At 74.5% G+C, this 24,577-nt stretch carries 24 protein-coding genes; 11 read left to right on the top strand and 13 right to left on the bottom strand.

Annotated elements, in window-relative coordinates:
• Positions 1-103: 103 nt before the first annotated feature.
• From ABD823_RS10090 to sigE, 3 genes are all read right to left on the bottom strand, one after another.
• Positions 104-1,681, bottom strand: a complete 1,578-nt coding sequence (locus tag ABD823_RS10090) for a S1C family serine protease (protein ID WP_344858154.1) — start codon at positions 1,679-1,681, stop codon at positions 104-106.
• A gap of 429 nt (positions 1,682-2,110) precedes the next feature.
• On the bottom strand, positions 2,111-2,659 hold the full coding sequence (locus ABD823_RS10085) for an anti-sigma factor family protein (protein ID WP_344858152.1): 549 nt from the start codon (positions 2,657-2,659) through the stop codon (positions 2,111-2,113).
• 136 nt (positions 2,660-2,795) lie between these two features.
• Positions 2,796-3,428 carry an RNA polymerase sigma factor SigE gene (sigE, locus tag ABD823_RS10080; protein WP_344858151.1) on the bottom strand — a complete coding sequence of 211 codons (633 nt, stop codon included), beginning with the start codon at positions 3,426-3,428 and terminating at the stop codon, positions 2,796-2,798.
• Between the two features lie 176 nt (positions 3,429-3,604).
• Here sigE and ABD823_RS10075 point away from each other — a divergent pair, with 176 nt between their 5' ends.
• The gene (locus ABD823_RS10075; protein ID WP_344858149.1) at positions 3,605-4,255 is read left to right on the top strand and encodes an O-methyltransferase; all 651 of its coding nucleotides are present in this window, start codon (positions 3,605-3,607) and stop codon (positions 4,253-4,255) included.
• Positions 4,256-4,303: 48 nt separating this feature from the next.
• On the opposite strand, the gene ABD823_RS10070 is transcribed toward ABD823_RS10075, so the two are convergent.
• Both ABD823_RS10070 and ABD823_RS10065 read right to left on the bottom strand, forming a co-directional pair.
• Positions 4,304-5,779 carry a leucyl aminopeptidase family protein gene (locus tag ABD823_RS10070; RefSeq protein WP_344858147.1) on the bottom strand — a complete coding sequence of 492 codons (1,476 nt, stop codon included), beginning with the start codon at positions 5,777-5,779 and terminating at the stop codon, positions 4,304-4,306.
• 105 nt (positions 5,780-5,884) lie between these two features.
• The gene (locus tag ABD823_RS10065; protein WP_068901342.1) at positions 5,885-6,052 is read right to left on the bottom strand and encodes a DUF3117 domain-containing protein; all 168 of its coding nucleotides are present in this window, start codon (positions 6,050-6,052) and stop codon (positions 5,885-5,887) included.
• A 188-nt stretch (positions 6,053-6,240) separates the two neighbouring features.
• Between ABD823_RS10065 and ABD823_RS10060 the strand changes: the two genes are divergently transcribed.
• Both ABD823_RS10060 and ABD823_RS10055 read left to right on the top strand, forming a co-directional pair.
• Entirely contained in the window at positions 6,241-7,023 is a 783-nt protein-coding gene (locus tag ABD823_RS10060; protein WP_344858142.1) for a PaaX family transcriptional regulator, read from the top strand.
• Positions 7,024-7,037: 14 nt separating this feature from the next.
• Positions 7,038-7,820 (top strand): enoyl-CoA hydratase-related protein, encoded by a 783-nt coding sequence (locus tag ABD823_RS10055; RefSeq protein WP_344858141.1) that lies wholly within the window; start codon positions 7,038-7,040, stop codon positions 7,818-7,820.
• A gap of 14 nt (positions 7,821-7,834) precedes the next feature.
• Here ABD823_RS10055 and ABD823_RS10050 read toward each other — a convergent pair whose 3' ends face one another.
• Both ABD823_RS10050 and ABD823_RS10045 read right to left on the bottom strand, forming a co-directional pair.
• Positions 7,835-8,404 (bottom strand): DNA-3-methyladenine glycosylase I, encoded by a 570-nt coding sequence (locus ABD823_RS10050; protein ID WP_344858140.1) that lies wholly within the window; start codon positions 8,402-8,404, stop codon positions 7,835-7,837.
• Complete coding sequence (locus tag ABD823_RS10045; protein WP_344858139.1) at positions 8,401-9,024, bottom strand: hypothetical protein; 624 nt, start codon at positions 9,022-9,024, stop codon at positions 8,401-8,403. The genes ABD823_RS10050 and ABD823_RS10045 overlap by 4 nt, the downstream gene beginning before the upstream one ends.
• Before the next feature lie 79 nt (positions 9,025-9,103).
• Here ABD823_RS10045 and ABD823_RS10040 point away from each other — a divergent pair, with 79 nt between their 5' ends.
• Complete coding sequence (locus tag ABD823_RS10040) at positions 9,104-9,427, top strand: hypothetical protein (RefSeq protein WP_344858137.1); 324 nt, start codon at positions 9,104-9,106, stop codon at positions 9,425-9,427.
• Here ABD823_RS10040 and ABD823_RS10035 read toward each other — a convergent pair.
• The 3 genes from ABD823_RS10035 to dapE all read right to left on the bottom strand — a co-directional run bounded on the left by ABD823_RS10035 (position 9,404) and on the right by dapE (position 12,235).
• The gene (locus tag ABD823_RS10035) at positions 9,404-9,991 is read right to left on the bottom strand and encodes an LOG family protein (protein ID WP_344858135.1); all 588 of its coding nucleotides are present in this window, start codon (positions 9,989-9,991) and stop codon (positions 9,404-9,406) included. The genes ABD823_RS10040 and ABD823_RS10035 overlap by 24 nt on opposite strands.
• A gap of 53 nt (positions 9,992-10,044) precedes the next feature.
• A complete protein-coding gene (locus ABD823_RS10030) occupies positions 10,045-10,839 on the bottom strand; it encodes an LOG family protein (protein WP_344858133.1) in 795 nt (264 codons plus the stop codon).
• A gap of 334 nt (positions 10,840-11,173) precedes the next feature.
• On the bottom strand, positions 11,174-12,235 hold the full coding sequence (dapE, locus tag ABD823_RS10025) for a succinyl-diaminopimelate desuccinylase (RefSeq protein ID WP_344858131.1): 1,062 nt from the start codon (positions 12,233-12,235) through the stop codon (positions 11,174-11,176).
• Between the two features lie 175 nt (positions 12,236-12,410).
• Between dapE and ABD823_RS10020 the strand changes: the two genes are divergently transcribed.
• On the top strand, positions 12,411-13,232 hold the full coding sequence (locus ABD823_RS10020; protein ID WP_344858129.1) for a hypothetical protein: 822 nt from the start codon (positions 12,411-12,413) through the stop codon (positions 13,230-13,232).
• A 7-nt stretch (positions 13,233-13,239) separates the two neighbouring features.
• On the opposite strand, the gene ABD823_RS10015 is transcribed toward ABD823_RS10020, so the two are convergent.
• The 3 genes from ABD823_RS10015 to fdxA all read right to left on the bottom strand — a co-directional run bounded on the left by ABD823_RS10015 (position 13,240) and on the right by fdxA (position 15,466).
• Positions 13,240-13,932 (bottom strand): DUF4178 domain-containing protein, encoded by a 693-nt coding sequence (locus ABD823_RS10015; RefSeq protein ID WP_344858128.1) that lies wholly within the window; start codon positions 13,930-13,932, stop codon positions 13,240-13,242.
• Between the two features lie 11 nt (positions 13,933-13,943).
• Positions 13,944-15,023 (bottom strand): succinyldiaminopimelate transaminase, encoded by a 1,080-nt coding sequence (gene dapC, locus ABD823_RS10010; RefSeq protein ID WP_344858126.1) that lies wholly within the window; start codon positions 15,021-15,023, stop codon positions 13,944-13,946.
• A 116-nt stretch (positions 15,024-15,139) separates the two neighbouring features.
• Entirely contained in the window at positions 15,140-15,466 is a 327-nt protein-coding gene (fdxA, locus tag ABD823_RS10005; protein WP_344858124.1) for a ferredoxin, read from the bottom strand.
• Positions 15,467-15,629: 163 nt separating this feature from the next.
• Here fdxA and ABD823_RS10000 point away from each other — a divergent pair, with 163 nt between their 5' ends.
• The 6 genes from ABD823_RS10000 (at position 15,630) to ABD823_RS09975 (ending at position 24,550) form a co-directional block, all read left to right on the top strand.
• Complete coding sequence (locus tag ABD823_RS10000; RefSeq protein ID WP_344858123.1) at positions 15,630-15,842, top strand: putative acetyltransferase; 213 nt, start codon at positions 15,630-15,632, stop codon at positions 15,840-15,842.
• Between the two features lie 178 nt (positions 15,843-16,020).
• Complete coding sequence (locus ABD823_RS09995; RefSeq protein ID WP_344858121.1) at positions 16,021-17,106, top strand: extracellular solute-binding protein; 1,086 nt, start codon at positions 16,021-16,023, stop codon at positions 17,104-17,106.
• Positions 17,107-17,247: 141 nt separating this feature from the next.
• The gene (locus ABD823_RS09990) at positions 17,248-18,000 is read left to right on the top strand and encodes a class I SAM-dependent methyltransferase (protein ID WP_344858119.1); all 753 of its coding nucleotides are present in this window, start codon (positions 17,248-17,250) and stop codon (positions 17,998-18,000) included.
• 160 nt (positions 18,001-18,160) lie between these two features.
• Positions 18,161-20,575, top strand: a complete 2,415-nt coding sequence (locus tag ABD823_RS09985) for a hypothetical protein (RefSeq protein WP_344858117.1) — start codon at positions 18,161-18,163, stop codon at positions 20,573-20,575.
• A 3-nt stretch (positions 20,576-20,578) separates the two neighbouring features.
• Entirely contained in the window at positions 20,579-22,651 is a 2,073-nt protein-coding gene (locus ABD823_RS09980) for a UvrD-helicase domain-containing protein (RefSeq protein WP_344858116.1), read from the top strand.
• A 48-nt stretch (positions 22,652-22,699) separates the two neighbouring features.
• Positions 22,700-24,550, top strand: coding sequence for a sigma factor-like helix-turn-helix DNA-binding protein (locus ABD823_RS09975; protein ID WP_344858114.1), 1,851 nt, complete (start codon positions 22,700-22,702; stop codon positions 24,548-24,550).
• Positions 24,551-24,577: the final 27 nt, after the last annotated feature.

The following is a 24,577-nucleotide window of genomic DNA, read 5'->3' as shown; positions in this document are numbered from 1 at the left end:
CCATCGCACAACCCCCTGAAAGTCTGGAAGCTCTCCGGGAGAGGACCCGGAGAGCTTCCAGACTAATGCCCCGTGCCGCGAGCCCGCTCCCGCGCAGCGCCGGTCAGGACGAGGTCGGCGCGGGCGCGGGCCGGTCCGCCTGGACGGTCACCGTGGTGGTCTTCTCCTGGCCGCCCCGCTGGTACTTGACCTCCAGCTTGTCGCCGGGCGCCCTGCCCCGGACCAGCGCGATCAGCTCGTCGCCGTCCTGCAGCATGAGTCCGTTGACCTCCAGGATGACGTCGCCGGGCTTGAGGCCGGCCTGGTCCGCCGGGCCGCCGGGCGTCACCGGCTCCTGGCCGCCCTGCGCCTCGCTCGCGATCCGCACCCCGCTGCCCTGGTAGGCCTGGTCGATCAGCACGCCGATCCGCAGCTTGCTGGCGGCACCGGTGGTGATCAGCTCCTCCGCGACCCGGCGGGCGTGGTTGACCGGGATCGCGAAACCGAGGCCGATGCTGCCGCTCTGACCGCCCATCTGCCTGCTGCCGAGGGTGGCGATCGCCGAGTTGACGCCGATCACCTCGCCGTTCGCGTTGACCAGCGGTCCGCCGGAGTTGCCGGGGTTGATCGCGGCGTCGGTCTGGATCGCGCTGAACCAGGTCGTGTCGGAGGCGCTCTCGCCCGCCTGGACCGGGCGGTTGAGCGCGCTGACGATGCCGGTGGTGACCGTGCTGGTCAGGCCGAGGGGGGAGCCGATCGCGATGACCGGGTCGCCCACCACCACGTTGTCGGAGTTGCCGAGGTTGATCTCCGGCATGCCGAAGGTGTCGTCCGGCTTGACCACGGCCAGGTCGGACTCGGGGTCGCGGCCGATGATCCGGGCGGCGGTGGACTTGCGGTTGTTGAACTGGATCTGGATCTGGCCGCCGTCGGCGGCCGAGGCGACCACGTGGTTGTTGGTCACCACGTAACCGCCCTTGATCAGGAAGCCCGATCCGGTGCCGGTGCCGCCCCCGCCCTCGACGGAGAGCGAGACCACGCTGGGCAGCACCCTGGCGGCCACGCCCGCGACCGACTCCGGCGCCCGGGCCGTGGAGCCGCTGGGCGCGGCGGGCATGGTGTAGGACGGGTCCACACCCGGGCCGCCCGGCCGGGTGAGCAGGTAGGTGCCGACGCTGCCGAAGGTCGAGGCGAGCAGCGCGATCACCGCGGCCAGGGCGATGAGCGTGCCGGTGCCCGGGGTGCGCCGCCGGGGGGCCGCCGCGGCGCCCGCGGGACCGCCGGGCGGCGGAGCCCATCCGGGGCCCATGCCCACCGCCTGCGGGGGCGGGGGCGGGGAGGCGAAGACCGCCGTGTCGCCGTAGGGCTGCCCGTACGGCGCGGCGCCGGGGCGCGGACGGCCGGAGGGGTCACCCCAGCCGATCTCCTCCGTGTCGCTCCAGCCCTCGCGGGGCTGCGGCGCGCCCGGCGAGGGCTCCTGGTCCCAGCCGCGCGCCGGCGGGTGCCCCAGCTGACTCCACCCCTCGTCATCCGGGCGCCCGCCCTGCTCACCGGACTCACCGCGCGGTCCCGCGGCGTCCTCGGCCGGCAGGAACTCGGGCCGCGGGGACTCCGGAGCCGGCTCCTGGCCGCCGCTGAGGCCCGACGGCGCACGCCCCTCGGCATCGTGCGCCTCGTGGGTGCGGGGATCGTCGGTCGTCATCGGATACTCACTACTCCTTGCCTCGCATGAGGCCGCCCTTCGGCAGCAGCCAAGCAATCTTCCCCGGCGGAGCATACGAGAGACGTAAAGCACGTCCCGCCTGTCTGAAATGCCTCACACCAGTATCCCGGAGACTCCCCGTGCGCGGCCCGCCGCCCGGTCCGTCCGGACGTCCCCCGAACGAGGGGCGGCACGACCCCTGCGCGCGCAGCGCGCCAGGCCTCGGGGCACGCGGGCACCGGGGTGCGCGGGTCCCGGGGTACGGCGCGGGTCCCGGGGTACGGCGCTGCTCCCGGGGCACACGCGGGCACCGGGGTGTGCGCGGGTCCCGGAGCACGCGCGGACGCCGGGGGAGCCGGATCCCCGGGGAACGGAAGAGCCCGCCCCCGCCCCCGCGGGCCTGCGGGAGCGCGGTGACGGGCGGGCGGGTCACGGAGCGGGTGCGAACACCGTCGGGGTCGGAGTGGGCGTGGGCGTCACCGTGCCGCTGGGTGCGGTGTTCCGGTGCTGGTTGGCGAACATGTCCACCGGCGGCACCCGCGGGCCGGTCTCGGCGCCCCCCACGACGAACAGCGTGCCGAGCGCCACGGCCGCGGAGGCGAACCCCACCGCCACGTAGCCCGCCCTGCGGGAGCGGCGGGGTCCGCCGCCCGCTCTGCCGCGGGGGCGGTTGTCCGGCGGCGCGATGCTGTGCATGCTCGGGATCGGCGCCCCGCCGAAGGTCCGGGGGGCGGGGAAGGGCCGCTCGCGCGGCGGCAGCGGGCCGCCCGGCTCGGCCATCCGCAGCAGCGACACGGTCAGGTCGGCCGGCATCGACGGCCCGTCCAGCGAGCGCAGCCTGCTCTTCAGCGCGCGCACGGCGTCGACCTCCGCCCGGCAGTCGGCGCAGAAGGTCAGGTGCGCCAGGGCGCGGTCGCGCTCGTGGTGGTTCAGCTCTCCGTCGACCAGCGCGGAGACGCGTTCTCCAAGATGACTCATGCCCACTCCTTGCCGAGCGGCTCGTCGTGACATTCGCCCCTGACGGTCGTGTCCGCTCCGGACCCTCGCCGTCCTCGCACCGCGCTCATGCCTGCGCTCCCGGTCCGGGTCCGCCGTTCCGGATGCCTGTGGTGTCTCATGCGAGCTCCTCCCCGCGGGTGATGGTCGGGGGGGACTGGTCGCCGCGGGGCGCGCGGTGCTCCAGCGCGTCACGCAGCTGTGCCCGGCCGCGGTGGATGCGGCTGCGGACGGTGCCGAGCTTCACGCCGAGCGTCGCGGCGATCTCCTCGTAGGACAGGCCTTCGATGTCGCACAGCACGACGGCCGCACGGAACTCGGGGGCGAGCGCGTCGAGCGCCGCCTGCACGTCGGCGTCCAGGTGGGCGTCGTCGTACACCTGCGCGGGGGACGGCTCGCGGCCGCGCAGCCGCTCGGCCGCGTCGTCGGCGAACCCCTCGAACCGGATGCGCTGCCTGCGCCTGGCCATGTCGAGGAACAGGTTCGTGGTGATGCGGTGCAGCCAGCCCTCGAAGGTGCCCGGGGTGTAGTTCGACAGGGACCGGAAGACCCGGACGAACACCTCCTGGGTCAGGTCCTCGGCGTCGTGGACGTTGCCGGTCAGCCGGTAGGCCAGCCGGTAGACGCGCGCCGAATGGGTCCGGACGACCTCGTCCCAGGTGGGAGGCGTCCAGTCTGACACGGGAGCATCCACCTGGTGGTCGGGCTCGTCCACCAGCACCCCTCTCTTCGGGACCACCGCTATCGCCATAGTGCCTGGTTTCGTCCCTTCGTGCGCGCTCACTACCCTGAGGACCGGCAAACGCCGCTTTAATCCATGCAACGTCCCAGCCGGGGCATGAGTTCCCGATCCGGCCTGCCTCCCTTAGGCTGCGACCCAGCGCATGCGCGACGGTGCACGGATCGAGAGCGGGAGAGGAGAGGCCGATGGCAGAGACGCCGAGCAGTCCGTTGGAGGCCACTCTGGCCTATGCCGAGGACTTCCATCCCGAAGACGAGATCCTGCGCCTGGCCCGGCGGCAGGCCGTCGAGGTGGGGGCCCCTCCGGTCTCGCCGAGCTGCGGCGCCGCCCTCTGCTTCCTCGCCACCGCCGTCAACGCCCGCGCCGTCGTGGAGATCGGCACCGGCTGCGGCGTCTCCGGCCTGTGGCTGCTGCGCGGCATGCGGCCCGACGGCACGCTCACCAGCGTGGACGTGGAGCCGGAGCACCAGCGCCTGGCCCGGCAGAGCTTCGCCCAGGCCGGTTTCTCCGGCGGCCGGGTCCGGCTGATCACGGGCCGCGCGCTGGACGTGCTGCCGCGCCTGTCCGACGGCGGATACGACATGGTCTTCTGCGACGGCGCCATGCGGGAGTACGGCGACTATCTCGCCGAGTCCGTCCGGCTGCTCCGGGTGGGCGGCGTCGTCGTCTTCGACAACGCCCTGCTCCACCACCGGGTCGCCGACCCGGCCCGGCGCGACCCGGAGACCGTCGCCGTCCGGGAGCTGGGCAAGCTGGTCCGCTCCGACGAGCGGCTCCGCCCCCTGCTGCTCCCCCTCGGCGGCGGCATCCTGGCCGCGCTCAAGCTCGGCTCCTGACCGCCCGGCCGTACGGCCGGCCCGCACGGGCCCGCCGCGGGGCGGCGCTCAGCGGCCCGACAGCCACTCCAGCAGCAGGCGCACGCCGAAGCCGGTCGCGCCCTTGGTCAGCAGCCCCTCGTCCGAGGTGCTCCGGCCGACCCCCGCGATGTCCAGGTGCGCCCACGGCCGCTTCCCGGTGAACTCGCGCAGGAACAGCGCCGCGGTGATCGAGCCCGCGCCGTAGGCCGACCCGGCCTCGATGTTGGCCAGGTCGGCCACGGAGGACTCCAGGGCCGGCGCGTAGTCCTCGATCAGCGGCATCCGCCAGAGCCGCTCGCCGCTCGCCTCTCCCGCCTCGACCAGCCGGGCGGCCAGCTCGTCGTCGGAGGCGAAGACCGCGCCCAGGCCCTTGCCCAGGGCCACGCTGATCGCCCCGGTCAGCGTGGCGACGTCCACCATGACGTCCGGGTCCAGCTCGGCGTCGGCGTAGGCCAGCGCGTCCGCCATCACCAGCCGGCCCTCGGCGTCGGTGTTGAGGACCTCGACGGTCCGCCCGCCGTACTGGGTGATCACGTCGCCGGGGCGCTGCGCCGCGCCGGAGAAGGAGTTCTCCGCGGCGGCGACCAGGCCGGTGACGCGCACCCGCGCGCCGAGGGCGGCCAGCGCGCCCAGGACCGCGATGACGACCGCGCCGCCCGCCATGTCGGTCTTCATGAACTTCATGCCCTCGGTCGGCTTGAGCGAGAGCCCGCCGGTGTCGTAGGTGATGCCCTTGCCGACGAGGACCACGTGCCCGTCCGCCCGCCCGCCCTCCGGCTCGTAGGAGAGCTGGACGAGCCGCGGCGGGTTCACCGAGCCCTGGCCGACGGCGAGGATGCCGCCGAACCCCTCGGCGCGCAGCTCGTGCTCGTCCCAGATCCTGGTGGCCACGCCCTGCTCGGCGGCACGCTCGGCCAGCCAGGCGGGGCTCTTCACCGAGGAGGGGGTGTTGGCCAGGTCCCGGGCGAGCGCGACGGCGCCGGCGAGGGCCTTCCCCCGGGCGAGCCCGGCCTCGACGGAGCCGGTGTCCGGTGCGCTTCCGGTCTCCCCGCCGTCACCGGTGACGAGCCGGATCGAGCCCACCGGCCGGGAGGCGGCGGGGGTCTCGCCGATCCGGAAGGTGTAGGAGGCCAGCAGCGCGCCCTCGGTGAACGCCGCGACGGCCTCCGCGGCGCCCGTCCCCGCGGCCCCGGCCGGCGGCACCACGCTGATCTCGTCACGGCCCCTGCCCCGGCGGGCGACCGCCGCCCCGGCCTTGCGCAGCGCGTCGGCCGAACCGTCGCCGATGCCGTACAGCAGCACGCGGCCGACGGCCCCTCCCCGCGCCACCGGCACGTCGACGATCTCCCCGGCCTCGCCCTTGGCCTCGTAGCAGGCGAGCAGCCCGGCGGCGGGCACCGGCAGCTCCACCGGAGGGGCGAGATCCGCGCCGAACGGCACCGCGAGCAGCGCGGCGTCCTCCGGCACCCGCGCGGCCGTGACGATCGAGGTCTCCAGGGGCACGTCAGAACTCCAGTCTCGAACAACCGTTGCAGACGGAAGCGGCCCTGGCGCGAGCCGCCTCGGGGGGCGGCCCTGCGGCCAGGGCCGTGGTCACCGGGCCGGTCGTCAGCCGACGACCTTCTTCAACTCCTCGCCGAGGGCACCGGCCTCGTCGGCCGAGAGCTCGACGACGAGCCGGCCGCCACCCTCCAAGGGAACCCGCATGACGATTCCCCTGCCTTCCTTGACGACCTCCAGCGGACCATCGCCGGTCCTCGGCTTCATCGCCGCCATGCGTGTATCCCTTCCTGCTTCGGGCTCCGGATCTCCGTCAGACCCGAGGGTGGCCGACGCATTCACGTCTTCTGTGATGTCCTATTATCCCGCTTCCACGCTCGTGATGGGAACGATCAGGTCTCCCATCGGCCCCGCGCAGGCCCGACGCATTGTCCGGCATCCCTCGGGCGACCAGACTGGTCCCCGTGAACGCCCGCGCCGCACTCTTCGATCTGTACGGTGACCATCTGCGGTCCCGGGGCGGTCGCGCGTCCGTCGCCGCCCTCGTCCGCCTGCTCGCCCCGCTGGAGATCGCGGCCCCCGCCGTGCGCACCGCCGTCTCGCGCATGGTCCGGCAGGGCTGGCTCACGCCCACCCGGCTGCCGCAGGGGCCCGGCTACGAGGCCACCCCCAAGTGCGTGCGCCGTCTCGACGAGACCGCGCTGAGGATCTACCGGGCCGGGGCCGTCGCCTGGTCGGGCCGGTGGCACCTGCTCACGGTCGAGCCGGTGCGCGACCGGGCCCGGCGGGAGCGGCTCCGGGCCAGCCTGTCCTTCCTCGGGTACGCGCCGCTGGCGGAGGGCACCTGGATCGGCCCGCGCCCCTCCCCCGAGCTCGACACGCTCCTCGACGGCGAGGAGGTCCGCGCCCACCGCTTCGAGGCGGTGCTCGACGGCGACCCGCGGGCGCTCGTCGCCCGCACCTGGGACCTCGGTGCCATCGCCGCCGCCTACGAGGAGTGGCTGGCCCGCGCGGTGGAGCTGGTCGACTCGCTGCCGGACGGCGCCGCCGACGACCGGGTGTTCGCCGTCCGCAGCAGGCTGCTGCACGGCTGGCGCAACTTCCTCTTCCGCGACCCCGGCCTCCCCGCCGAGCTGCTGCCCGCGGGCTGGCCCGGCGAGAAGGCCCGCGCCTACTTCGAGCAGGAGGCCGCGCGCCTGCTCCCCGCCGCCTCGGCGTTCGTCGAACGCCACCTCACCGAGCCGTGAAAGGGCCCTTCCCGTTGAACGACGTCATCTACTCCGTCAGTGACGGGGTCGCCACCATCACCCTCGACCGTCCCGAGGCGATGAACGCCCTGACCGTGCGGATGAAGACCGAGCTGCTGGAGGCCCTGACCATGGCCTCCCAGGCGTACGCCGTGCGCGCGGTCCTGCTGACCGGCTCCGAGCGGGCCTTCTGCGCGGGCCAGGACCTGAGCGAGCACGCCGCGAACCTGGAGGCCGGGCGCGGCCTCGCCGACACCGTGCGCACCCACTACAACCCGATCGTCCGCACGATCGCCGAGATGGGCAAGCCCGTCGTCGCCGCGGTGAACGGCGTCGCCGCCGGCGCGGGCGCCGCCCTGGCCTTCGCCTGCGACCTGCGGGTGGCGGCCGACAAGGCCAAGTTCGTCATGGCCTTCACCGGGATCGGGCTGGCCCCGGACTCCGGCGCCTCCTGGACCCTGCAGCGCCTGGTCGGCCCGGCCCGCGCGGCCGAGCTGCTCCTGCTGGGCGACCCGCTCGACGCGGCCCGCGCCCTGGAGCTCGGCGTGGTCTCCCGGGTCGTGCCGGCGGAGGAGCTGGCCGGCGAGGCGCGGGCGCTGGCCGTACGGCTGGCGCAGGGCCCGACGCGCGCCTACGCGGCGACCAAGCGCGCGCTGGCCGCCGCGGCGGGCGGCACCCTGGCCGAGGCGCTGGCGCTGGAGGCCGACCTGCAGGACGAGTGCGCCGCGACCGAGGACCACCTCGGTGCCACCCGGGCCTTCCTCCGCAAGGAGCGCCCGAGGTTCTCCGGCCGCTGACCGCCGGGCGGCGGTCAGTCCCGCGGGGCGGCGGGCGCGGCGACCTCGGCGCGGACCCAGCAGCCGGCGATGTGGTCGTTGACCAGGCCGATGGCCTGCATCAGCGCGTAGGCGGTGGTGGGGCCGACGAAGCGGAAGCCGCGCCGCTTCAGCTCCTTGGCCAGTGCCCGGGAGGCGGGGGTCTGCGCGGGCACGTCGCCGTCGCCGGCGGGCACCGGGGCGTCCGGATCGGCGTAGCGCCAGACCAGGTCGGACAGGCCGGTGTCGAGCGCGGCCCGCGCGTTGGAGATCGCCGCCTCGATCTTGGCGCGGTTGCGGACGATGCCCGGATCGGCCAGGAGCCGCGCCACGTCGGACTCGCCGAACGCGGCCACGGCGGGGATGGAGAACCCGGCGAAGGCGGCTCGGAAGTTCTCCCGCTTGCGCAGGATCGTGATCCACGACAGGCCCGACTGGAACGCCTCCAGGGTGAGCCGCTCGAACACCCGGTCGTCGCCCTCGACCCGGCGGCCCCACTCCTCGTCGTGGTAGGCGATGTACTCGGGGGCCGAGGTCACCCAGCCGCACCGGACGGGCCCCGTCATCCGCGCTCCCCGGCGTCCTCGCGCCCGCCGGGGGCGGCCGGCCCGCCTCCGGGCTCCTCCCCCGGCGCGCCGTCCCGGGCCACGGCGTCGTCGTGCGCGGCGGCCGACCCGGGGCCGTCCCGGGAACCGTCCGCCTCCTGCGGGACGGCGTCCTCCACGGCGGTGCCCTCCCGCGCGGTGTCCTCCGGGGCGGCGGGCTCCGCCTCCGCCGGCGGCGCGGTCCGCCCGGCGTCCTCGTGGACGGCCGCACCGGGGCTCTCGGGCGCGTGCCCGGCGGCCGGGCCGTACGACGGGCCGGGGTGGAGCTCGTGCCGGGCCTGAAGCCTGCTCTCCAGCAGCTCCGACACCCGCTGCTCCAGCACCGCGATCCTGGTGTCGCGCTCGCTCAGCGCGTGCGCGACCCGCTGCAGGGTCTCGTCCACGCTCTGCGTGTGGTAGCCGACCAGGCTCACCGGGAGCTGCAGGGCCATGAAGTCCACCGCGGTGAGCTTCCCGGCGTCGGGCAGGGCGAGCGGGGGCACGTCGGGGGCGAACTCGGTCAGCTCGCCGCCCCTCCCCATGGCGACCACCACCACGCCGGCGAGAATGGCGAGCGCAGCGAGCACGAGTACGACCAGCACATACGAATCGTGCCACAACTCCCCCGGGCCGGGTCCCGCCGCGGACCGGAAGATCCGGAGCAGGACCTAGGATGACGCCATGGCGGTTCCCGTGGTGATCGGACCTGACGCGCCGGGCGCGCCCGGCTGGGTCGAGGCGCGCTCGGTCGCCGAGGTCGAGCGGCTCGTCCGCGCCGGGCACACCGTCGCCGTCACCCCCGCCGCGCTGGCCGGGGCGGAGGGCGCGGCGGGGGACGCCGCGGCGGACGAGGCCGCGGAGCTCGCCGCCGCCTCGATCTGCGCCTGGCTGGGCGCCCGGGTCTTCCGCACCGCCCGCCCCGCCCAGGTGCGGCTCGCGGTGGAGATGACCGAGTCCCTGGCCGGCAGGCGCCCGCCCGCGCTAGCCCGCCGCGGCCTCGCCTAGCTCCTCGGGGCTCGGCGACAGGTGCCGGGTCCTCTTCTCCAGCAGCTCGAAGGCCTCGCCGACGTCGGTGGTCCAGGAGATGGCGTCGAAGACGCCGGGCCGGGTGAACCCCGCCTCGTGCATGCCCTCCACCAGGCTCCGCAGCGGCGCGTACAGGCCCCACGGGTCCAGCACGACCAGCGGCTTGTCGTGCAGGCCCAGCGTCCGCGCGGTCCAGATCTCGAACAGCTCCTCCAGGGTGCCGATGCCGCCGGGGAGCACGAGGAAGGCGTCGGAGCGGGCGTCCATGACCCCCTTGCGCTCGCGCATGTCCGCGGTGACGACCAGCTCGTCGGCCTCGGTGTCGGCCACCTCGATGTCGACGAGGGCCTGCGGGATCACCCCGACCGTGCGGCCGCCGCCCGCGCGGGCCGCGCGGGCCACCTCCCCCATGCACGACACCCGGGCCCCGCCGCTGACGAGCGTGTGCCCGCGCCGGGCGAGCTCGGCGCCCACGTCCCGGGCCAGGGTCAGGTACTTGGGATCGATCCTCTGGCTCGACGCCAGGAACACGCAGATGAACACCGGATCACCTTATTCGGCGCCACCCGGCCGCGGCCACCGCGTTCTCCGCCGCCTCACTCCCCGGCGGCCACCGCGTCCTCGGCCGCCGCCTCCTCCTTCCCGAGCTGCGCCGACCGGCCGCGGTCCGCCTCGACCATGATCCGTACGACCTCGTCCGGGTCGTCGGTGACCTGGATCAGGTCCACGTCCGCCGGGGAGATCTTCCCGGTGGACACGAGCGTCGTCCTGATCCAGTCGAGCAGCCCGCTCCAGAACTCCGTGCCCACCAGCACCACGGGGAAGGAGGTGACCTTGCGCGTCTGGACGAGGGTCAGCTCCTCGAACAGCTCGTCCAGCGTGCCGAACCCGCCCGGCAGGGCGACGAACCCGCAGGAGTACTTCACGAACATGGTCTTGCGGACGAAGAAGTAGCGGAACTCGATGCCGAGGTCGACGTAGTCGTTCATGTGCTGCTCGAAGGGGAGCTCGATGCCGAGCCCGACCGAGATCCCGCCTCCCTCGACCGCCCCCTTGTTGGCCGCCTCCATGCACCCGGGGCCGCCGCCGGTGATGACGGCGTAGCCCGCCTCGGCGAGCCCCCGGCCGATCCGCACGCCCAGCTCGTAGTCGGGCGAGTCCACCGGCGTGCGCGCCGAGCCGAACACGGTCACCGCCCGGGGCAGCTCGGCGAGCAGACCGAAGCCCTCCACGAACTCCGACTGGATGCGCATGACCCGCCACGGGTCCATGTGCAGCCAGTCGGTGGACCTCTGCTCCTCCAGCAGCCGCTGGTCGTAGGTGGAGTCCGGGACGAGGCCGCCGCGGACGACCGCGGACCCCTGGCGGCGCTCCGGACGCGTCTTCTTCATCGATTACCTCCAGCATCGGCAGGACCCCGCCCTCGGGCCGGGGAGAGACTTCGCTGACGGCCTGGGCCGGCCGAAGAGGATCTGCCCAGCCAGGGCCGCAACCCACCTGTGAGGACATACCGGCAACCTTTACCGCCGATCACGCCGGAACCACCCCGAAAAAAAATCTTGAAAAATCCCGGTGGAAACGCGGAACCGGATTTCGCGATGGCTCCGTCTAATCGGCGAGGGTGCTGCTCGGGACTGAAAGTGGCTTTCCCCGCCAAATGGCCGGCGAGGAAAGCCACTTTCTCTTTGTCCGGAGGGCGCGCCCGGCGGGGACGCGGCGGGGCTCTCAGGAGAGCCAGGCCAGCATGTGCCGCTCGCATTCGGCGATCTTGGACAGCGAGGCGAACTCCCCGCGCTGGTGGGCCAGGTTCGGGTCGCCGGGGCCGTAGTTGACCGCGGGGACCCCGAGAGCCGAGAAGCGGGAGACGTCGGTCCAGCCGAGCTTGGCCCTCGGGGCGCCGCCCACGGCGGTCACGAAGGCCGCCGCCACCGGGTGGTTCAGGCCGGGCCGCGCGGCGGGGGCGCCGTCGGTGAAGTGCACCTCGAAGCCGTCGAACACCTCCCGCACGTGCTGCTGCGCCTGCTCCAGCGACAGGTCCGGGGCGAAGCGGTAGTTGACCGTCACCGCGCACTCGTCGGGGATCACGTTGCCCGCGACGCCGCCGGTGATCCCCACCGCGTTCAGCCCCTCGTGGTACTCCAGCCCGTCCACCACCGGCCTCCTGGCCTCGTAGGCGTTCAGGACGTCCAGCACCGGCCCGGCGGCGTGGATCGCGTTGGAGCCGAGCCAGGCCCTGGCGCTGTGCGCCCGCTTGCCCCGGGTGACCACCTGCGCCCGCAGGGTGCCCTGGCAGCCGCCCTCGATCACCCCGTCGGTCGGCTCCATCAGCACCGCGAAGTCGCCGGCGAGCCAGTCGGGGTGGTCGCGGCCGAGCCGGAACAGCCCGTTCCGCTCGGCCTCGACCTCCTCGCAGTCGTAGAAGACGTAGGTCACGTCCCGGTTCGGCTCCGGCAGCGCCGCGGCCAGCTTCAGTGCGACCGCGACGCCGCTCTTCATGTCGGAGGTGCCGCAGCCGTACAGCAGGTCGCCCTCGACCCGGCTGGGGAGGTTGTCCGCGACCGGGACCGTGTCGAGGTGCCCGGCGATCACCACCCGCTCGCCCCGGCCGAGCCCGGTGCGGGCCACGACGGAATCGCCGTCCCGGTCCACCCGCAGGTGCGGCAGGGGGCGCAGCGCCTCCTCCACCGCGTCGGCGAGCGCCTTCTCGTTCCCGCTGACCGACTCGATGTCCACGATCCGCGCGGTGAGCGCGCCGACGTCCTGCGTGAGATCCAAGCTCGTGCCCATGCCGCGACCCTACCGCCGCACCCGGGGCGCGGGGCGGACGGCCCGGGCGCGCCCCGGACGGCGCGAGGGCCGCGCCCCGGACGGCGCCGGGACCGCGCCCCGGGAGGTGCGAGGCCGCCGCCCCGGCCCTCCCGCGGGCGCCTGCCCGCTCCGCGGGGCCGGTAGGTTCTTCAGCGTGCGACGGCGGTTCTCCCCAGGTGTCATCGCGATCATCGCGATCGTGACCGTGCTCGCGGTGGGCATCACCGTGGGCGTCTTCGCCCTGCTCAACCGGACCGTGACCGGCGAGGGCTGCCTGGTCACCACCCCCGGCGGGACCATCCCCCTGGAGATCGAGCAGGCGCAGGTGGCCGCGGCCATCGCCGGGGTGGCCCACCGCCGCAAGCTGCCCGAGCGGGCCGTGGTGATCGCCTACGCCACCGGCATCCAGGAGTCCAAGCTGCTGAACATCCCGTTCGGCGACCGCGACTCGCTCGGTGTCTTCCAGCAGCGGCCCTCCCAGGGCTGGGGCACGCCCGAGCAGCTGCTCGACCCGGTCTACACCGCGGGCAAGTTCTTCTCCGCCCTGGTCAAGGTCAAGGACTACCGGAAGATCCCGCTGCACGAGGCGGCCCAGGCGGTGCAGCGCTCGGCCGACGGCTCGCTGTACGCCCAGCACGAGGAGAACGCGGAGATCCTGGCGGCGGCCTTCACCGGCCGCGTCCCGGGCGCGGTGCACTGCTGGTTCGACCTGGAGGACGAGGAGAAGCCGGTCCCGGACCCCGACCCCGCCGCGGCGCGCAGGGAGCTGGCCCGCACCCTCGGCTCCGGGACCACGCTGGAGACCTCCTCGCGCAGGCGCGGCTGGCTGATCGCCACCTGGTCGGTCGCCCACGCCCAGAAGTACGGCCTGCGCCGGGTCGGCTACGACGGCCGGTCCTGGAACGTGGAGGACGGCGAGGAGGGCGGCTGGCGGACCGACGCGGAGGCCTCCGCGAGCCGGATCCGGCTCTCCTGAGGCCCGGCTACACCCGTCGGCGGATCGTGATCGACCCCGGGGGCAGGGGCTGCGCGTAGCAGGAGGTCCAGCCCTCGCCCTGCACCCGTTCGAAGGAGAGCAGCCGGCCGTCGGCGGCGCGGTAGTCGGCGAAGTCGAGCAGCCCCCGCTCGGGCAGCCCGGTGAACCCCTCCCCGCGGAACGCCGCGGTCCCCCGGCCCTCCGGGAAGAACTCCACGCCCTCCACGATGATCATCGTCTTGGCCGGGATCATGCCCTCGTCGGGTACGGGCGTCCACAGCAGCACGTCGAGCCGGAGCCCCTCCTCGGGCGCCGGGCCCGAGCGCGTCTCGACCGAGAGCCACCGGTGGCGGCGCACGCCCTCGTCGAGGAGGTACTCCGTCCACTGCGCGCCCTGCCACGACAGGTGGATCGCGCCGAGGACGCGGGCCCGCACCCCCTGGTACTCGATCGTGTCGCCCACCTCGATCGTGCGGGGATCGGGGTAGTCCACGCCCGCCTGGCCTGCGTCCCCGGCCTGGACCGGGGAGGGCCGCGGCGGCGAGGAGCGCCCGGCCTCGGGCGGCGTGCGGGGCGTCTCGCCGGGGGACCCGGCCTCGGGCGCCCTCCTGTCCTGGCGCGTGGTCGCGAGGAACGCGCCCAGCAGCAGGACGAGGGTCAGCACGCTCAGTCCGAGTATCACGACGACCTCAGGGGTCATGCCGCGCGATCCTACTGGAGGCGGCGCACCGCCGCACTGACCCGTTCGTCACTGGCCGTCAGAGCGATCCGGACATGTCCCCCGCCCGCCGTGCCGTAGAAGTCACCGGGTGCGACGAGGATCCCCTTCTCGGCGAGTCTGCGCACCTGGTCCCAGCAGCCCGTGCCGTCGGAGGCCCACAGGTACAGCCCGGCGGCGGAGTGCTCGATCCGCCAGCCCGCCGCCTCCAGCGCGGGGCGGAGCGCCGCCCGCCGCGCCGCGTAGACGGCCTTCTGCTCCTCGGCGTGCGCGTCGTCGTCGAGCACCGCGGCCATCGCCGCCTGGACCGGCGCCGGCATCATCATGCCCGCGTGCTTGCGGACCTCCAGCAACCGCTTGATCAGCGCGGGGTCGCCCGCGACGAACCCCGCCCGGTAGCCGGCCAGGTTGGAGCGCTTGGACAGCGAGTGCACCGCGAGCAGCCCCTCGTGGGAGCCGCCGCACACGTCCGGGTGGAGGACCGAGATCGGCTCCTCCTCCCAGCCCAGCTCGATGTAGCACTCGTCGGAGGCGACGACCGCGCCGTGCTCGCGCGCCCAGGAGACGACCTTGCGCAGGTGCTCGGCGGGCAGGACCCTGCCGGTCGGGTTGGACGGGGAGTTGACCCAGACCAGCGGCACGCGCTCCGGCCCGAGCGCGAGCAGGCCGTCCGCGGGGTACGGCTCCGCGCCCGCGATGCGCGCCCCCACGTCATAGGTGGGGTAGGCCAGCTCGGGGAAGACCACCCGCCGGCCGGGGCCGACGCCGAGCAGCGTCGGCAGCCAGGCGACGAACTCCTTGGAGCCGATCAGCGGCAGCACGTTCGCCTGGTCGACGGCCACGCCGTGCCTGCGCCTCAGCCATCCGGCCGCGGCGGCGCGCAGCCGCTCGGTGCCGTAGGTCAGCGGGTATCCGGGGCTGTCGGCGGCCTCCGCCAGCGCCCGCCGGGCGACCTCGGGCACCGGGTCGACGGGGGTGCCCACCGACAGGTCGACGATGCCGCCGGGATGCGCCAGCGCCAGCTCCTTGTACGGCGTGAGCCGGTCCCACGGAAAGTCAGGCAGCCCGAACACAGTTCTCCCCGCTAGCGCCCCCGCCCGGCACGGGACGGGGGAGAGGTCGTGATGGTCCCCCTGGGCGGGGGGCGGTGGCGATCCGGCGCCGCACCGCCTCCCGGCCCGGCGGCGTTCTAGTGGCCCTCGGCCTGCGGCGGCAGGGCCGCGACGACCGGGTGGTCCTTCTCGATCTTGCCGACCTTGGAGGCGCCGCCGGGCGAACCGAGGTCCTCGAAGAACTCGACGTTGGCCTTGTAGAAGTCCTTCCACTGCTCGGGGAGGTCGTCCTCGTAGAAGATCGCCTCGACGGGGCAGACAGGCTCGCACGCACCGCAGTCCACGCACTCGTCGGGGTGGATGTAGAGCATGCGCTCGCCCTCGTAGATGCAATCGACGGGGCACTCCTCGATGCACGCCTTGTCCAGGACGTCCACGCAAGGCTGCGCGATGACGTAGGTCACCTCGGGCTCCTTCTTCTTTACGCACCTAGGCACGACTTCGACCGCGGGTTGCTACGCCCTAGAGTATTGCCGTGCCCGCCGCGAGTCTGAAACGGGAGGGGGGCGAAACGCGGTGACTCCTCGCTTCGGCGCCCGCCTGACCATCACAGTAAACCCCTCCGACGTGGGGAAAAGGGTAACGACCCGGCGAAGGGTCCCCGAAGGTTTCCGGGACGCCGTCGGCGAGCTGGAGTTCTGGCGCGACGGCGTGCTCGGGGTGCGCAAGCGGGACGGCACCCTCGTGGAGATCCCCGAGGAGGCCCTGGTGGCGGCCAAGGTCGTCGCGGGAGGCCCGCGGAGCGGCGACCCGCGCGGCGGCGGCCCGGTCCCGGGCTGACCGCGGACCGGCCGCAGGGCCGGTCGCAGGGCCGGCTGACCGCGGACGGCCGCCGGGTCAACGGCCGCCCCCGCCCGGGTCCGTCCCCGTACCGCGCGGTGCGCGCCGGTGTAAGCCGTTCACCAAGAACGGCCGCGCCTCCTCGACCCCTCCGGGCCCCGCAGGGAGTATGCGCCCCGTGACTGCATGCACCCGATTCGCCATCGCCACCGCCGTGGTCCTCACCGCCGCGATCACCGGATGCGGCGGCGCACCGGCCACCGAGGGAACCCCGCTCCCCCCGGTGAAGCTCCAGGCCGCCTCCCTGGAGGAGGGGTTCACGAGCATGGAGCGGCTCATCGAGGCGGCCCGGAAGGAGGGCTCGCTCAACGTGGTGGGCCTGGCCCGGAACTGGGTGAACTACGGCGAGATCATCGAGGCGTTCTCCGACGAGTACGGGATCACGGTGAACGAGCTGGAGCCCGGCGCGAGCAGTCAGCGCCAGATCGAGGCCGCCGAGCAGCTGCGGCCCGACGTGTTCGACCTGAGCCTGGAGACGGCGGTGGCGGCCGCGGACTCCTTCGCCCCCTACAAGGTCCGCGCCTGGCAGGACATCCCCGACCACCTCAAGGACCACTCCGGCAAGTGGTACGCCGCCTACGGCGGTTACATGTCCGTCGGCTACGACGCGCGCCGGGTCCGGGCCCCCGCCTCCTACGACGATCTGCGCAAGTCCGGCCACAGCGTCTGGCTGCCCGGGGACCCCAGGAAGAACGCGGCCGCCTTCAGCGGCGTGATGACCGCCTCGCTGCGCGACGGCGAGGCGGACGCGGAGCGGGGCGTGGAGTTCTTCCGCGGGCTGGAGGAGGCCGGGAACATCGCGGCCGACGGGAGCACCCCCTCCGTCGTGCTCGACTGGGACTTCCTCAACGCCGAGCGGGCCGCCGAGGAGGCCGAGAAGGGCAGGCCCGATTGGAGGGTGGCGATCCCGGGCCAGAGCACGATCGCGTCCTACTACGTGCAGGCCATCAACGCCGCCGCGCCGCATCCGGCGGCGGCCCGGCTCTGGCAGGAGTTCGTCTTCTCCGACCGGGGCCAGAACCTCTTCCTGAAGGGGTACGCCCGGCCCGTCCGCATGGAGGCCCTGCGCATGAGCGGTGCCCTGGACGCCGAACTGGCCGCCAGGCTCCCGGAGACGGACGCCGAGCCGGTGGTCCTGACCGTCCCGCAGATCGACGCGGCCAAGGCCGTCCTCGAGAGCGAGTGGGACGGCGCCGTCGGGTGAGCCGCCCGGGGGCGGTGTGGCCTGCGGGACTGATACGCCGCGCGATGCGCCAGCCTCTAAAGTGTCGGGAGGGTTTGCCGTTGAGGGGCTGCGGTCTCGGAATGTGAGCTGATCATCTTGCGATACGACACACCGAGCTTGATGAACTGGAACGCTCGCACCTACGACAGCGGCCTCGGATACATCTCGGCGTACGGCGCCCCGCTGGTCGACCTGCTGGATCCCCGGCCCGGGGAGCGCGTGCTGGACCTGGGGTGCGGCACCGGGGTGCTGACGGCCGAGATCGCTTCCCGGGGCGCCCGCGTGCTGGGCATCGACGGCTCCCCCGCGATGATCGAGAAGGCCCTGGCGCAGTATCCCGGGCTGGACTTCATCGTCGGCGACGGCCGCGACTTCGTGGTCGCGCAGCCGTACGACGCGGTCTTCTCCAACGCGGCCCTGCACTGGATGGGCAGCGAACCGGACGCGGTGATCGCCAGCGTCCGGGAGGCGCTGACCCCGGGCGGGCGGTTCGTGGCGGAGATGGGCGGCGCGGGCAACTGCGCCGCGCTGATCGCGGCGGTCTCCACCGCCTGGCGCGAGCACGGACTGCGCGACCCGGACCTGCCGTGGTACTTCCCGACCCCGGCCGAGTACGCCGCGCGGCTGGAGAAGGGCGGCTTCGTCGTCCGCATTCTCGAGTACTTCGACCGGCCGACGCCACTTGACGAATGCCCCAACGGCGCGGCGGACTGGGTCCGGATGTTCGCCGGCTCCCTGCTCCACCAGGTTCCGGCCGAGCTGGTCGAGCCGCTGCTGCGCCGGGTGAACGAACTGGCAGCGCCCGCGCTGCGGCGCGAGACCGGCTGGATGGCCGACTACGTACGGCTCCGGTTCGCGGCCGTCCGCCGCTGAGACCGCCCCCGCTGGGACCACCCCGGTGCACTGAGGCGATTTGCCAGACTATGGTCTGTTCCATGAGTCTCGTTCTCCAGCGACGAGGAGTGACTCGGGCGGCTTGAGGGGCTGGTGAAGGGAACGGATGAACGTCTGTCTTAGTGACCTTGTGCCGCCGTTGCGCTGGAGCGACGCGGCCGCGATCCCGGTCCTGCGGGACCAGCCCGATCTGCCGGACGCCTGGTGGCGCAGTCTGCCCCTGCCCACGGTCCTGTCCGTGCTGGGCGCCGACCGGCTCGCGGAGATCGTCACGGAGGTCGCGCTGGAGCACTGGCCCGCCGCGGCCGTCGGCGACGTCCTCCCCGCCCTGTACGTCCTGGATCCCGACGAGGCCGACGAGCCCTGCACGGCCATCGCCCTGGACCGGGCAGGCTCCTGGGCCGGGCTGCTCTCCCTGACCGGCCACGACCTGCGGGACCAGCCCTTCGTCCAGCCGCGCCCGCTGCTGACCACGCTCTTCTCCGCGGTCTTCGCCCGGCTGTCGCCGGTGTCCGCCGCGCCGCGGCCCGCCGCCGAGGAGCGCCGCGCCGCCGTACCGCAGGCGCCGGAGACCCCCGCGGGCCTGGAAGCACCGGCGGACCTGGAAGCACCGGAGGCCCCGGTGGGACTGGAGGCTCCGGAGGCATCGGAGGACGCGCGGCCCGTCGCCGCGCCCGAGTCCGGGAGCGCGGACGCCGAGCCGGAGGTCCCGGCCCCGGCCTCCACCGCGCCGGAGGCCGAGGCCGGGCCCGTGGCCGAGGCCGGGCGGGCAGCCGAGATCGAGGCCGGGCGGGCAGCCGAGAGCACGCCCGAGGCCGTCTCCGACCTCCCGGCCCCGGAGTCCGGGGACGAGCCCGCACGGTCCCTGCCGGAACCTCGGATCGCCGCGGAGCCCGGGCTCCCTGCCGCCGCCGGGTCCGGGCCGGATCCCCTGCCCGGGCCCCGGCCGCCGCTGCCCGGGACCGGTCCCGCGCGCGGGTTCGACCCCTGGACCAGGTCCCTGCCCGATCCTCTGCCCGATCCCCTGCCCGCCCCCCGGATCGAGACCGAGCCCTGGGCCGAGGCCGCCCTGCGCTCCGAGGCCGCCTTCCAGCCGGAGGCCGTCTCCGCCCCGGACGCCGGTCCCGGCTCCCCCGCCGCGGACGGGCCCGAGGCCGTGCGGGAGCCCGAGGCCGCGCACGAGCCGGATGCCCGCCCCGCGCCCGCGCCCGAGCCGGAACCCGAGCCCGAGCCCGCGCGCGAGCCGGAGCCCGAGCCCGCGCGCGGACCGGCGGGCGCCGGCGACGCGCCCGAGCCGGTCCCCGCATCCGCCGGAGCCGACGCGCCCGCGCCCCGGCGCCCGGCGCCGGCGACCCTGCACGAGCTGCTGGACGCGGCCTTCGCCGACCTGGAGGACCTGAGCTGGGCCGTCGCGCAGAACAGGGTGTTCACCGACGACCCGGCGACCGTCGAGGCGCTGGCCAAGCTCTTCGCGGTCCCGGCCGAGGTGGTCCGGGAGGCCGAGGACGACCTGCGCGCGCGGCTGCGCGACTGGCTCGCCTCCGACGAGGCGGCGCCGTACCGGGCGCACCTGGCGGCGCTCAGGAAGACCCTCGGCAAGGCCGCCCCCGTGGAGCGGCTGATCGGCGCGGCCGACTGGCACCCCCGGGAGCTGCGCTCCCTCGACGTGCCGGCGTGGCAGTTCGTGCTGGCCACCCTGGGCGACTACTACCTGGTCGACGACTGGCTGGTGGACGGCGACATCGCCGAGCTGCGCCACCGGACCCGCGACCTCATCAGCAGCGCCGAGCGCCCGCCGACCGTCGGCCGCGCCCTCGAACTGGTCTCCTCCCTCGGCATCCACCCCGAGGTCGCCAAGGAGTGGCTGGAGAACGTGCCGCAGCTGCGCATCCTCGGCGCCGGCGAGTCGGCCCGGCGCGCCAACGGCGCGGCCCCCCGCCAGGCGCCGGACGCAGGCCCCGGCCGCGAACCGGCCCCGGAGCCCTCCCGGGAAGCCGCCGGGGAGGCGGCCGGACGGCCCGCCGAGGCCGTCACGCCCCGGCCGCTCAAGGACGTCTCGCTCACCCGCCGCTGCTTCCGGCAGCCGGACGGCCGCTGGTGGCTGCGGGTCGACATCACCGCCGAGCACCTGTCGGGCGCCGAGTGCCCGCTGCCCAGCGGGTTCGCCGCCTACCTGGGGCTGGCCCCCGGCGACAGCCGTACGGTCACCAGCATGGTGGGCGAGCTGACGCTGCGCTGGCGGGACCGGCCGGCCCTGGACTCGCTCGTGCTCCTGCTGCACGACGTCGGCGCCAAGGAGGGGAGCCACCTGTTCCTGACGCTGTCCGAGGAGGGGGTCCTGCGCGCCAGGCACCTGCCCGCCGCGAGCCCCGGGACCGACCCGGTCGCGCGGGCCCTGCGGCTGGTCGGCTACACCGCGCCCGGCGGCACCGTCGAGCAGGCCGCCCGGGTCATCGCCACCCGGATCGGGATGAGCGGGTCGGCGGACCTGCCCGACCTCCTGGCCCGCCTGCGCGAGCGCGGTGACCGCGACCTGCAGTCCCTGCTGGCGTAGCCGATGCCCCGACTCGCGATCTCCCCCGAGTTCCCCGTGGAGCTGGGCGCACTGCCGCAGCCGGCGCGCCGGGACGCGCTGGTCTCCGTGCGCCGCTTCCTGCAGAACTCCTCCGGCGCGCCCCACCCGGAGCGGGTCAGGGGGGCCAGGGACGACCGGGTCGCGACGCTCCGCCTCGCCGACCGGCACCGCGGTGTCGTGGTCAGGCAGCGGGACGTCTACTGGCTGCTGACCGTCCTGCCGGACGCCGACGCCTGGGCCTACGCCCAGCGGTACCGCTTCGGGGTCAACCCGGTGATCGGTGTGGTCGAGGTGTGGGACGCCGAGGCGCTGGAGCAGGCGGAGCGGGCGATCCGCCGCTCGTCCGCGGTGTTCCCTGCCCGGCTCTTCGCCGACACCTGCGACAGCGACATGGCGGAGCTGGGTGTCGACCACCGCTTCCTCCCGCTGGTCCGGCTGATCTCCGACGAGCTGACCCTGGAGGCGCTGGAGCCGCTGCTGCCGGTGACGCAGTACGCCCCGCTGGCCGCGCTCGCCCGGGGGGAGTCGGTGGCCACGGCCTGGCGGGAGCTCGACGCCTGCCGCCCGGCCGACCCGCCGTCCGCCGCGGACCCCATCGACCCCATCGACCCCGACGACCTCGCCGCCGCGCTGCGGCGCAGCCCGGACCGCGCCGTCTTCGCCGCGGACGTGCGCGAGCTGAACCACGTGCTCGACGCGCCCGGCTGGTGCGTGTTCCTGCACCCGCCGCAGCGTCGGCTGGCCTACCGGGACTCCTACGGGCAGCCGGTCCTGGTCACCGGCGGCGCGGGCACCGGCAAGACCCTCACCGCCCTGCACCGGGCCGCCTTCCTGGCCCGGCGCGGCGCGGGCCCGGTCCTGCTGGTCACCTTCTCCCAGGGGCTGAGCACCGAGCTGTCCGCCCGGCTCGACGTGCTGATCGAGGACGGGGTGGTCCGCAAGCGCATCGAGGTCGGCAACGTGGACCGGCTCGCCCAGCGCGTCGTGGCCGAGGCCGAGGGACGCGCACCGGTGATCGTCGGCGCGGACGAGCTGGCCGGGCTCTGGCGGGAGACGGGCAGCGGGCACAGCCCGGCGTTCCTGCTGCGCGAGTGGGAGCAGGTGATCCTGGCGCAGAACCTGCTGACCCTGGACGAGTATCTGTCGGCCCCCCGCCCGGGCCGCGGCGTCGCGCTCCCGGCCGAGGAGCGGGCCGCCGTCTGGGCCGCGGTCGAGCACGTCACCGGGAGGCTGGCCGAGCGCGGCAAGCGCACCCTGCTCCAGCTCGCCGCCGACGCCTCGATCCTGCTCGGCCAGACCACCGGGGATCTGCTGGAGGAGGCCGCGCCGCGGCGGGAGCCGTACCGGCACATCGTGGTGGACGAGGCGCAGGACCTGCACCCCGCGCAGTGGCGGCTGCTGCGCGCGGCGGTGCCGCACGCGCCGGACGACCTGTTCATCGTGGGCGACCCGCACCAGCGCGTGCTCGACACCCGGGTCTCGCTCGCCTCCGTCGGCATCGACGCGCTCTGGCACCGGCTCCAGGTGTCCTACCGGCTCCCCGGGGAAATCCTCTCCTGGGGGGTGCGGCTGCGCGGAGGCGGGCCGGCCGACGGGCTGGTGGCCGGGGTGCAGGAGTTGTACGGTTTCCGCGCCACCCGGCACGGCCCGCATCCCGTGGTCCGCGCCTACGACTCACCGGAGGACGAGCTGAACGGCCTGGCAGCGCACGTGGCGCGATGGATCTCCGAGGGCGTCCCCCCGGGGGAGATCGCCGTGGCCGCCAGGACCGCCGACCTCGTCCGGGGCGCCAGGGCAGCGCTGAAGGACACGGGGGTGCGGGTGACCACGCTGCACGGCATGAAGGGGCTGGAGTTCCGGCGGGTGGCGGTGATCGGCGTCGCGGACGGGATCGTGCCGGCGCCGGACTCCCTCACCCCGGCCGGGGAGGACCTCACCGCCCGGGCGCACGACCTCCAGCGCGAGCGGGGGCTGCTCTACGTGGCCTGCACCCGGGCCCGCGAACTGCTGTACGTGTCCCACTCGGGACGGGCCAGCCCGTTCCTTCCCGTCTGATCACATACTCTGAACTGCGGATACATTCCCCTTGCCGGTTGGACCCCAATGAACCTCAGCCTGAGCGACATCGCGCCACCCCTGCGCTGGACCTCTCCCGGCCAGGTAGCGCCGATCGCGACCGACCCCCGTCTCCCCGAGGCGTGGTGGCAGGCGCTTCCGCTGGAGCGCGCCTGCTCCATCGTCGGGACCCCCGAGGTGGCCGGTCGGCTCGCCGACCTCGCCCTGTCGTGCTGGGGGCATCTGACGCTCGGCGACATCCTGCCGCTGCTCAGGTTCGCCGATCCGGCCTCGAGCGTGCACACGCCCGAGGGGCTCGGCCGCGAGACCGTGCACAAGCTCTTCATCGACGTGCTGGAGCGGCTGCTCGCCCCCGTCACCGAGGACAGCGTCGCCCCGGCGGTGCCCGCCCGGCCCGACCGTCCGCTGCCCGAGCTGATCGACGAGGTCTTCACCTCCCTGGACGAGCGCCAGCGGGCCATCGCCAGGGACCGGCTGTACGCCTCCCAGCGGGTGACGCTGGACGAGCTGGCCCAGCGGTTCTCGGTGACGCGCGAGCGCATCCGGCAGATCGAGCGCGACCTGCGCGACCACGTGGACACCTGGCTGTCCGGCCCCGACGCGGCGCCCCTGGTGGCGCACGTGTCGTGGCTGCGGGGTCGGCTCGGCTCCGCGGTGCCGGCCGACGACCTGGCCGCGGCGGTGCCGTGGCACCGCGCTGAGCTGAAGACGCTGGGCATCCCGGCCTGGCGCTTCGTGCGGACCCTGCTCACCGGCTACGAGCAGGTGGACGGGTGGCTGGTCGCGGGCGGCGCCGACGAGCTGCGGGAGAAGACCCGGCAGCTGTTCACCGACGGGCCGCGCCCGCTGGCGGAGGCCGTCACGATGGTCAGCCAGCTCGGCATCCGCGAGGACGTGGCCGAGCGGTGGCTGGCCGCGGTGCCCCAGCTGCGGGTGCTGGAGGACCACGTGGTGCTCTGGCCGCGCAGCGTCAACGACAAGGCCGAGGCCGTGCTCGCGGTGGCCGGCGGCGCGCTGACGCCCGAGGAGATCCAGGAGCGCATCGGCGAGGACTACAGCCTGGTCGGCATCCGCAACCAGCTCACCGCCGACGACCGGTTCCTGCGGCTGGACCGCAACAAGTACGGCCTGACCCGCTGGGGCGGCGAGCAGTACCTCGGCATCCGGGAGATGATCGTCCGGGAGATCGAGCGGGCCGGCGGCGAGGCCCCGGTCAACACGATCGTCGCCAACCTGACCTCCCGCTACGACGTGAGCGAGAGCTCGGTCCGCGCCTACGCGGGCGGCCCCGGCTTCGAGCGCACCCAGCGCGGGTGGATCCGGGTGGCCGAGGCCGAGCAGAGCGACTACCAGCCGCGCCGGGACGTCTCGGCGACCCGGCGGTGCTTCCGCAGCCGCGACGGCCGCTGGTGGCACCGGGTGGACGTCAACGCCGAGCACCTGCGCGGCTCGGGCTCGCCGCTGCCCACCGGGTTCGCCGCCTACCTCGGCATGGCCCCCGGCGGGCAGCTGACCGCCTCCACCCCCTCGGGCGACGTGGTGATCAGCTGGCACAACCAGCCGACCATGGGCTCCATCCGGCCGATCCTGGTCGCCGCGGGCGCCTCCGAGGGCGACCACGTCTTCCTGACGGTCTCCGACGGCGGCGAGCTGCTCACCCGCTACCTGCCCGCGGCCGTCCCCGGCCTCCCGGCGCTGAACCGGGCCCTGCACCTGATCGGCTACACCGCCCCGGTCGCCTCGGAGGCCGAGGGGCTGCGGCTGATCGGAGGCCGCATCGGCCTGCCCGAGGGCGCCGCCCGCGAGGAGGTCCTCGCCCGGCTGCGCGAGCGCGGCGACCGCGACATCCTCGCCTTCCTGGAGGGCACCGCCTCCTGACGCCTCCGCCCGGTCCCGCGGTCCGGC

Origin of the sequence: Planomonospora alba (assembly GCF_039534085.1) — a bacterium.
GTDB lineage: Bacteria > Actinomycetota > Actinomycetes > Streptosporangiales > Streptosporangiaceae > Planomonospora_B > Planomonospora_B alba.
Note: the sequence above shows the minus strand (reverse complement) of the source record. Positions and strands in the feature narration are given on the sequence as shown.

Excerpts from the sequence above, each read along its gene's own strand:
- sigE (WP_344858151.1), bottom strand. The coding sequence starts at position 3,428 with ATGGCGATAGCGGTGGTCCCGAAGAGAGGGGTGCTGGTGGACGAGCCC.
- ABD823_RS09975 (WP_344858114.1), top strand. The coding sequence starts at position 22,700 with ATGAACCTCAGCCTGAGCGACATCGCGCCACCCCTGCGCTGGACCTCT.
- ABD823_RS10040 (WP_344858137.1), top strand. The coding sequence starts at position 9,104 with ATGGCGGTTCCCGTGGTGATCGGACCTGACGCGCCGGGCGCGCCCGGC.
- ABD823_RS09980 (WP_344858116.1), top strand. The coding sequence starts at position 20,579 with ATGCCCCGACTCGCGATCTCCCCCGAGTTCCCCGTGGAGCTGGGCGCA.
- ABD823_RS10085 (WP_344858152.1), bottom strand. The coding sequence starts at position 2,659 with ATGAGTCATCTTGGAGAACGCGTCTCCGCGCTGGTCGACGGAGAGCTG.
- ABD823_RS10075 (WP_344858149.1), top strand. The coding sequence starts at position 3,605 with ATGGCAGAGACGCCGAGCAGTCCGTTGGAGGCCACTCTGGCCTATGCC.
- ABD823_RS10015 (WP_344858128.1), bottom strand. The coding sequence starts at position 13,932 with ATGACCCCTGAGGTCGTCGTGATACTCGGACTGAGCGTGCTGACCCTC.
- dapE (WP_344858131.1), bottom strand. The coding sequence starts at position 12,235 with ATGGGCACGAGCTTGGATCTCACGCAGGACGTCGGCGCGCTCACCGCG.
- ABD823_RS10090 (WP_344858154.1), bottom strand. The coding sequence starts at position 1,681 with ATGACGACCGACGATCCCCGCACCCACGAGGCGCACGATGCCGAGGGG.
- ABD823_RS09990 (WP_344858119.1), top strand. The coding sequence starts at position 17,248 with ATGAACTGGAACGCTCGCACCTACGACAGCGGCCTCGGATACATCTCG.
- ABD823_RS10030 (WP_344858133.1), bottom strand. The coding sequence starts at position 10,839 with ATGAAGAAGACGCGTCCGGAGCGCCGCCAGGGGTCCGCGGTCGTCCGC.
- ABD823_RS10065 (WP_068901342.1), bottom strand. The coding sequence starts at position 6,052 with ATGGCGGCGATGAAGCCGAGGACCGGCGATGGTCCGCTGGAGGTCGTC.
- ABD823_RS10050 (WP_344858140.1), bottom strand. The coding sequence starts at position 8,404 with ATGACGGGGCCCGTCCGGTGCGGCTGGGTGACCTCGGCCCCCGAGTAC.